General features: G+C 64.6%; 7 protein-coding genes. 2 read left to right on the plus strand and 5 right to left on the minus strand.

The features are described 5' to 3' along the window. Both EN991_RS13445 and EN991_RS13450 read left to right on the plus strand, forming a co-directional pair. Window positions 1-967: Gfo/Idh/MocA family oxidoreductase (locus EN991_RS13445; protein ID WP_164769033.1), on the plus strand; the 967-nt coding region annotated here is incomplete at its 5' end. Window positions 968-1,008: 41 nt separating this feature from the next. Next, entirely contained in the window at window positions 1,009-2,667 is a 1,659-nt protein-coding gene (locus EN991_RS13450) for an FAD-binding dehydrogenase (RefSeq protein WP_027161012.1), read from the plus strand. A 35-nt stretch (window positions 2,668-2,702) separates the two neighbouring features. On the opposite strand, the gene EN991_RS13455 is transcribed toward EN991_RS13450, so the two are convergent. The 5 genes from EN991_RS13455 to EN991_RS13475 form a co-directional block, all read right to left on the minus strand. Beyond that, window positions 2,703-3,638 carry an alpha/beta hydrolase gene (locus EN991_RS13455; protein ID WP_127368934.1) on the minus strand — a complete coding sequence of 312 codons (936 nt, stop codon included), beginning with the start codon at window positions 3,636-3,638 and terminating at the stop codon, window positions 2,703-2,705. Between the two features lie 217 nt (window positions 3,639-3,855). Continuing rightward, complete coding sequence (locus tag EN991_RS13460; protein WP_013528298.1) at window positions 3,856-4,638, minus strand: carnitinyl-CoA dehydratase; 783 nt, start codon at window positions 4,636-4,638, stop codon at window positions 3,856-3,858. Next, window positions 4,631-6,709: an acetate--CoA ligase family protein gene (locus tag EN991_RS13465; RefSeq protein ID WP_127368935.1), complete on the minus strand. Its 2,079-nt coding sequence runs from the start codon at window positions 6,707-6,709 to the stop codon at window positions 4,631-4,633. Before EN991_RS13465 ends, EN991_RS13460 begins: the two co-directional genes overlap by 8 nt. Window positions 6,710-6,712: 3 nt before the next feature. Then, complete coding sequence (locus tag EN991_RS13470) at window positions 6,713-7,876, minus strand: acyl-CoA dehydrogenase (protein WP_013528296.1); 1,164 nt, start codon at window positions 7,874-7,876, stop codon at window positions 6,713-6,715. A 4-nt stretch (window positions 7,877-7,880) separates the two neighbouring features. After that, the coding region (locus tag EN991_RS13475; RefSeq protein ID WP_245460959.1) for a 3-hydroxyacyl-CoA dehydrogenase family protein at window positions 7,881-8,565 on the minus strand (685 nt) is incomplete at its 5' end.

An 8,565-nucleotide genomic window follows, 5' to 3' on the forward strand; every position in this document is an offset into this window, starting at 1 on the left:
GTCGACGGCCAAGATCGGCCGCGAGCATTTGTTGCCGGCGATGGTCGAGGCGGAGAATAGCGTGCTGTCGGCGATCGCCAGCCGCGATCTGTCGAAGGCCAAGGCGCTGGCCGATCGCTTCGGTGCGCGCCATGCCTTCGGCTCCTATGAGGAACTGCTTGCCTCCAACGAGGTCGACGGCGTCTACATCCCGCTGCCGACCTCGCAGCATGTCGAGTGGGCGGCCAAGGCCATCGAAGCCGGCAAGCATGTGCTGGTCGAAAAGCCGCTGGCGCTCGACGCCAAGGACATCCTGCCGCTGATCAAGCTGCGCGACCAGAAAAGGGTGCTGGTCTGCGAAGCCTTCATGGTCATCTACCACCCGCAATGGATCAAGGTGCGCGAGCTCATCGCCAGCGGCGCCATCGGCCGGCTGCGCCATGTGCAGGGCGCGTTCTCCTACTACAACGTCGACCCCAGCAACATGCGCAACCAGCTCGACCTCGGCGGCGGCGCGCTGCCCGACATCGGCGTTTACCCGACCGTGTCGACGCGCTTTTCCACCAGCAAGGAGCCGCTGCGCGTGCAGGCAACGATCGAGCGCGACAAGACATTCGGCACCGACATCTACTCCTCGATCCGTGCCGATTTCGGTGACTTCGAGCTGTCGTTCTATCTGTCGACTCAGATGGCGGCGCGCCAGGTGATGGTGTTCCACGGCGAGAAGGGTTTCATCGAGTTGTTCTCGCCTTTCAATGCCGGGCTCTACGACCACCACCGCGTCGAACTGCACAACCAGAACCACACCGAGGCGCAGGTTTTTCGCTTTCCCGGCACGCAGCAGTACCGGCTGGAGGTCGAGACCTTCGCGCGCGCGGCACAGGGCGGCAAGGAGCGCGTCTTCACGCTGGAGGAATCGGTGCTCAATCAGAAAGTCATCGACGCCATCTTCCGCGCCGGCGGCAAAGAAGGCTGGGAGACCGTCTGAATTCCTTGCATTGAAATAGCCGGCTAATTCTGGGAGGAAAAATGGCTGACGATGCGGACGTGATCATTGTCGGCGCCGGCCTTGCAGGGCTGGTTGCCGCCGCCGAGCTCGCCGAGGCCGGCAAGAAAATCATCATCGTCGACCAGGAGCCGGAGCAGTCGCTCGGCGGCCAGGCATTCTGGTCGTTCGGCGGCCTTTTCCTCGTCGATTCGCCCGAGCAGCGGCGCATGCGCATCCGCGATTCGCATGACCTGGCGCTGGAAGACTGGCTGGGCACCGCGGCTTTCGATCGGCCCGAGGATTTCTGGCCGCGCAAATGGGCGGAAGCCTATGTCGGCTTTGCCGCCGGCGAAAAACGCTCCTGGCTGATACAGCGCGGCCTGAAATTCTTTCCCGTGGTCGGCTGGGCCGAGCGTGGCGGCGGCAATGCCATCGGCCACGGCAATTCGGTGCCGCGCTTCCACATCACCTGGGGCACGGGCCCCGGCGTTCTCGAACCCTTCGTACAGCGCGTGCGCGAGGCGCAGAAGCGCGGACTGATCAGTTTCAAATTCCGCCATCGGGTCGATGAATTGACCCGCACGGGTGCGACTGTCGACGGGGTGCGCGGCGACATCCTGCAACCGAGTACCGCCGAGCGCGGCCACAAGAGTTCGCGCGAAATATCAGGAGATTTCGAGCTTCGCGCGCAAGCCGTGATCGTCGCTTCCGGCGGCATCGGCGCCAACCATCAGCTTGTGCGGGAAAACTGGCCGCAGCGGCTGGGCGCGGCGCCCAAGCGCATGATCACCGGCGTGCCCGACCACGTCGACGGCCGCATGCTGGCGATCACGGAACAGGCCGGCGGTTCGATCATCAACCGCGACCGCATGTGGCACTATGTCGAGGGCATCAAGAACTGGGCGCCGATCTGGACCGACCATGCGATACGCATCCTGCCCGGCCCATCATCGCTGTGGCTCGATGCGCGCGGCAAGCGCCTGCCGGTGCCGCTCTATCCCGGCTTCGACACTCTGGGCACGCTCTCCCACATCATGAGCACCGGCTTCGACTATTCCTGGTTCATCCTGACCAAGAAGATCATCCAGAAGGAGTTCGCGCTGTCGGGCTCCGAGCAGAACCCCGATCTGACCGGCAAGAGCTGGCGCCAGGTGCTCGGCCGCGCCACATCGGGCATTCCGGGCCCCGTCAAGGCGTTCATGGAAAAGGGCGAGGACTTCATCGTCGAGGCCGATTTGCCGGCGCTGGTCGCGCGCATGAACGCGCTGGCCGGCGGCGAGGCGCTGCTTGAGGTGGCTCAAGTCGAGCGCGAGATCCGCGCCCGCGATAGGCAGCTCGATAACCCTTTCTCCAAGGATATGCAGATCACCGCTCTGCGTGGCGCCCGCGCCTATCTCGGCGACCGGCTGATCCGCACGGCCAAGCCGCACAAGATGCTCGATCCGGCAAATGGCCCGCTGATCGCGGTGCGGCTCAACATCTTGACCCGCAAGACGCTGGGCGGCCTGCAGACCGATCTCGACAGCCGCGTGCTGGGGGCAGATGGGCAGCCGGTCGCCGGGCTCTATGCCGTCGGCGAAGCCGCCGGTTTCGGCGGCGGCGGCGTGCATGGCTATGCGGCGCTCGAAGGCACCTTCCTCGGCGGCTGCATCTTTTCCGGCCGCAGCGCCGGCCGGGCAGCGGCTGCCTCGGTGGCGTGAAGGGGCGCCACTTGGTCCTCAGAGTTTGGCCGCGATCACCAGCGCCAGCCGCCCCGTCCAAGCGCGGTCACCGCATCGACGATCCGGGTGAAGCTGGTGCGGGCGCGGCCAACCGTGTGCCGGGCTCTGAGATAGCCGTGAACCAATCCCGGCTCCTCGAACCACGTCGCGTGGCCACCTGCCGTGATGATCAGGTCGCGATAGGTCTCGCCATCCGATGACAGCGGGTCGCATTCGGCGGTGATCAGCACTGTCGGCGGCAAGTTGGAGAAATCGGTGTCGGCAAGCGGGGCCAGCGTCGCATCGCCGCTACGGTTTTGCCCTCCAGTGCGAATGTGCTTGTAGAATTCGAGATCGCGCACGGTCAGCATCGGCGCTTCGGCGTGCTTGACATAGGAGCCTTTCGAGCGGTCTCCGCCGAGGCCGGGATAGATCAGCACCTGGCCGACCGGCCTTTTCGAATGGCCGCGCGTGGCGTGACTGACGGCGGCGCAGAGATTGCCGCCGGCGCTGTCGCCGCAGAGCACGATAGGATGATCGCGATTGGCGGCGGCCCATTCGAAGGCGCTCATGGCATCGTCGAAGGCGGCTGGATGCAAATGTTCCGGCGCCAGCCGGTAATCTACGGAGACCACCTCATAGCCTGTGCGCGAGCACAGCTCCGCGCAAACATCGTCATGGCTGTCCAGCCCACCAAGGATGAAGCCGCCGCCGTGGACATAGAGCACCGTCACGCCTGCCTGGAGTGGGCTTCGGTAGATACGGATCGGGATATCGTGCGTCGGCGTTGCAATGGCGGAGGTTTCGACAGCGACGCCCTCGGGATAGCCGGCAAAGAATTCCCGGCACATGCGGTCGTAGATCTCGCGCTGCTGCGCGATCGTGTAGCCGATCGTATCGGGCGGATAGTAGGAATTGGTGCGCTCGATGAAGGCCCAGGTCTCGGCATCGATGAGGGTTTTGTCGGTCATGGGTGCTGGAAAGGCGGCCAAGGCTGAGCCTGGGCGCCCCCTTCTGTCCTGCCGGACATCTCCCCCTCAAGGGGGGAGATCGGATGTTGCGAAGGCTTTCGCCAACCTTCGGCGTCGCAAGAAGAGTGCAGAAATCGAAGCTGCCAATCTCCCCCCTTGAGGGGGAGATGTCCGGCAGGACAGAGGGGGGTGAGCGCCGTCATTTCGGCAACAATCCTTACTTCCCCTTCCACACCGGCTCACGCTTCTCCGCAAAAGCCCGAAAACCCTCCATATTGTCCTCGGAGCCATAGAGCGCATCGACCGTCGGCAATTGCCGGCGGGTCACCTTGTTCATGGCGTCCTGGAAGGTCAGCGCCTCGGCCACGCGCGCCGTCTCCTTGATCGCGGCAAACACCAGCGGTGGGCCGCCTGCGAGCAGCCGGGCGATCTCCCAGACGCGATCTTCCAGCTTTTCCTTGGGCAGCACTTCGTTGACCAAGCCCCAGCGATGCGCTTCAGCGACATCCATCCAGCGGCCGGTGAGCAGAAGGTCCATGGCGACATGGTAGGGGATGCGCTTCGGCAGCTTGATCGTCGCCGCGTCGGCCAGCGTGCCGGCTCGGATCTCGGGCAGCGCGAAGGAGGAATGATCGGAGGCGTAGATGAGGTCGCAGGACAGCGCCAGCTCGAAGCCGCCGCCGACCGCCATGCCGTTGACGCACGCGATGATCGGCTTGTTGAGGTCGCGCAGCTCCTGCAGGCCGGCAAAGCCGCCGACGCCATAGTCGCCGTCGACCGCATCGCCGCCGGCAGCTGCTTTGAGGTCCCAGCCCGCGCAGAAGAACTTGTCGCCAGCGGTCTTGACGATGGCGACGCGCAATTCCGGATCGTCTCGGAACGCCTTGAAGGTCTCGCCCATCAGCCGCGAGGTCTTCAGGTCGATGGCGTTGGCCTTGGGCCGGTCGAGGGTGACTTCGAGGATGGTGCCCTCGCGGCGGGTCGAAATGACGTCAGACATTCTTGTTCTCTCCCAGCACCAGCAGCGCGTCGGCGATCCAGGCGCCCTTGCCCTCTGCACAGACGATCAGCGGGTTGATGTCGAGTTCTTCGATCTCACCGGCATTCTGCTGCACGAAGGCGGCAATGCCAGAGATAGCATCGATGGCAGCCGCGACATCGGCCTTAGGCCGGCCGCGATAGCCTTCGAGCAACGGGAACAGTTTCAGGCCGCGCAGCGCCGCCTCGATATCGTCGAGGGTCGCCGGCAGCATCAGCGTGACGCTGTCGCGCAACAGCTCGACCAGCACGCCACCAGTGCCGAGCGTCATCACCGCGCCGAACATCGGATCGCGGGTGAAGCCGACGATGAGTTCGGCAACACCGTCGCGCACCATGCGCTCGACATAGAGCCCGGTGCCGAGCGGCAACAGGTCATGCGCTGCGGTGCTGACGGATTCGGCATCCCTGAGATTGAGCCTGACAGCGCCAACTTCGGATTTGTGGGTGACGCCGAGCGCCTTCAACGCGACGGGAAAACCGAGCGCCATGGACGAAATCACCGCCTCGACGGCATTGGCGGCGCGCTCGCCCTTCGGCACCGGCAGGCCGGCTTTGATCAGCCGTGACTTCGCCTCGGCTTCGTCGGGCGTGACGTGGTCGCCCCCGGGGGCACCGGAGGCCGACGTGTCGATCGGCTGCGCCTGCGGTTCAGCCCAAGCCCAGCCGATGAAGGCTGCTGCGCCGGCTGCATCCATCGCTTCCGAAATGCCGAACAACGGCACCATGCCGCGCGCCATCAGTTCGGCAGTGTATTCCTCCGGCAGGTTCTCCGGCAGCGAGGAGACGATCGCACCATGCGCCTTGTTGGTCTTGAGCGCCGATTCGAAAGCGCGCAACGTCGCCCACCAGTCGGTGACCGAGCAGCGGTCGGGTCGCGGAAAATCGAGCACCAGCATGTTGAGGTCGAAACCGCCCGACACCATGGCGGTGAAGGTGGCGGTCATCGCCGGCTCGTTGTTCCAGATGAAGGTGTGATAGTCCAAGGGATTGGCGACCGCGACCAGCGGCCCGAGCGTCGATTTGACATGGGCGCGGTGGCTGTCGGTCAGCACAGGGAAATTGACCCAGCGGCCTTCGGCGCTGTCGGCCATGACGGAGGCCTCGCCGCCGGAGCAGCTCATCGACGACAGCCTATAGCCGGGCAAAGGTCCGGTGATGTGCAGCAGCTTCAGCGCCTCGATGAAGGCGGGGATTGAATCGACACGCGCAATGCCGAGCCGCCGCAGGAACGCACCCGAGGCCGCGTCCGAGCCGGCGAGCGACGCGGTATGCGAGACAGTCGCTTGCCTGGCCTGTTCGGAACGGCCGACCTTCATGGCGATGATCGGCTTCTTCAGCTCGCGGGCTCGTGCCGCCAGCCGTTCGAAGCCGGCTACCGAATCGAAGGCTTCGATGTGCAGGCCGAGCGACGTGACCCGCTCATCCTCGATCAGGCCGAGCGCCATTTCGGACAGGCCGGTCTGCGCCTGGTTGCCGGCGGTCATCAGGAAGGCGATCGGCAGGCCGCGCTTCTGCATGGTCATGTTGATGGCGATGTTGGAGGACTGGGTGATGATGGCGACGCCCTTGCCGCCCTCGGCCAGTCTTATGCCGCCATGCTGGTCGGGCCACAGCAGCGCGCCGTCGGCATAATTGATCAGGCCGTAGCAATTCGGCCCGATGATCGGCATCTGGCCGGCCGCCGCGACCAGCTCGGCCTGCAGCCGCTCGCCATCATCGTCATAGGCCTCGGTTTCGAGGAAGCCGGCGGCAAAGCAGACGGCGCCGCCGGCGCCGCGTTCGGCCAGCGCCTTGATCACCTCGATGGTCAAATGCCGGTTGACGCCGACAAAGGCAGCATCCGGCGCGCCGGGCAGGTCAGCCACCGAACGATAGGCCTTGCGACCGGCAACCTCGTCCTTGGTCGGATGCACCGGCCAGATCTCGCCGGCAAAACCCATCTTGATCGATTGCGCGACGACGGCTGCGGCCTGCGCGCCGCCGAAGACGGCGATCGATTTAGGCCGCAGGAGACGCTCCAGTTTATGCATATGTTATGCCCCGAACGGGCGCAGCAGCGCCCTTGAAATGATGTGGCGCTGGATCTCGGATGTGCCTTCCCAGATGCGCTCGACGCGCGCGTCGCGCCAGATGCGCTCCAGCGGCAGATCGTCCATCAGCCCCATGCCGCCATGGATCTGGATCGCTTCATCGGCGACGTATGCGAGCATTTCGGTGGCTTTCAGCTTGGCCATGGCCATGTCCTGGTCGGTGACGGTGCCCTGATCGTACTTCCAGCCGGCTTCGAACACCATCAGGTCGGCGGCCTTCAATTCGGTCGCCATGTCGGCAAGCTTGAACGATACGCCCTGGAACTTGCCGATCTGCTGGCCGAACTGCTGGCGCTGCGCGGCGTATTCGACGGCATGGCCAAGCGCACGCTCGGCGCGGCCGAGGCAGGTGGCGCCGACCTGCAGCCGGGTGGCGCCGAGCCAGGAATTGGCGACGTCGAACCCCTTGTGGACTTCGCCCAACACTTGGGCTCCGGGTAGCCGGCAATCGTCGAATTCGAGGATGGCGTTGGTGTAGCCGCGATGCGAGACGTTGCGGTAACCGTCACGGACGGTGAAGCCTTTGGTGCCCTTGTCGACGAAGAAGGCGGTGATCTTCTTGCGTTTGCCGCGCGGCGAATCCTCTTCGCCTGAGGCCATGAAAACGATGGCGAAGTCGGCGAGGTCGGCGTGGGAGATAAAATGCTTGGTGCCGTTCAGCACCCAGTCGTCGCCGTCCTGAACGGCGGTTGCCTTCATGCCGCGCAAATCGGAGCCGGCGCCCGGCTCGGTCATGGCCAGGCAGTCCCATTTCTCGCCACGGATGCAGGGGAACAGATATTTCTCGCGCTGTTCGGGTGTGCCGGCCAGGAGGATGTTGGAGGGACGCGCCACGCAGGTCCAGTGCAGCGCGTAATTGGCCCGGCCGAGTTCCTTCTCGTAGAGCAGCCAGGTCACCGTATCGAGGCCGGCACCGCCGACATCGGCCGGCATGTTGGCGGCATAGAGCCCGGCCTCGATCGCCTTTACCTTGATCTCTTCGATCAGGTCGCGGCGCAGCACGCCGGTGCGCTCGACCTCGCGCTCATGCGGGTAAAGCTCGTTCTCGACGAACGCGCGCGTCGTCTCGACGATGAGCTTCTGTTCCTCCGACAGCCCGAAATCCATGCTCTCAGCCTTTCTTCTTGCCGGTCTTTTTCTTCGGCTTTTCGGCTTTCTTGACCGGTTTCAAGGCTTTGGCCTTCTCGGCCGCCTTGGAGGCCATGGGCTTCTTCGCCGCCAGCTTGGCCAGCTGCCTGGTATAGTCCTTATGCAGCGCGCCGGCGCCCCAGCCCTTGCCTTTGTTTTGTTTCGACAGCGCATCCATGATGGCGACCAGATTGTCGTCGCGGATCTTTTCCAGCTCGCGGATCGACAGCCCATGCGCCTGTTCGTCCGACTGCGTGGCGATCAGGTCGACCAGTTCGTCGTTGAACTCAGGCACGTCCATCAGCTTGGTCCATGGCCATTTCAGGCACGGCCCGAACTGCGCCATGAAGTGGCGCATGCCGGCCTCGCCGCCGGCGACGCGATAGACCTGGAACATGCCCATCTGCGCCCAGCGCAGGCCGAAGCCGTAGCGCATGATGTCGTCGAGTTCCTCGACCGTGCAGATGCCGTCCTTGATCAGCCACAGCGCCTCGCGCCATGCCGCTTCGAGCAGGCGGTCACCGACGAAGGCCTCGATCTCCTTGCGGATGACGACAGGCTTCATGCCGATCGAGGCATACATCTCCTTGGCGACCTCGATCGCCTCGGGGAAGGTCTGCTCGCCACCGACGATCTCCACCAGCGGCAGGAGATAGACCGGGTTGAAC

It is taken from the genome of Mesorhizobium sp. M7A.F.Ca.US.005.03.2.1, from assembly GCF_003997795.1.
GTDB lineage: Bacteria > Pseudomonadota > Alphaproteobacteria > Rhizobiales > Rhizobiaceae > Mesorhizobium > Mesorhizobium ciceri.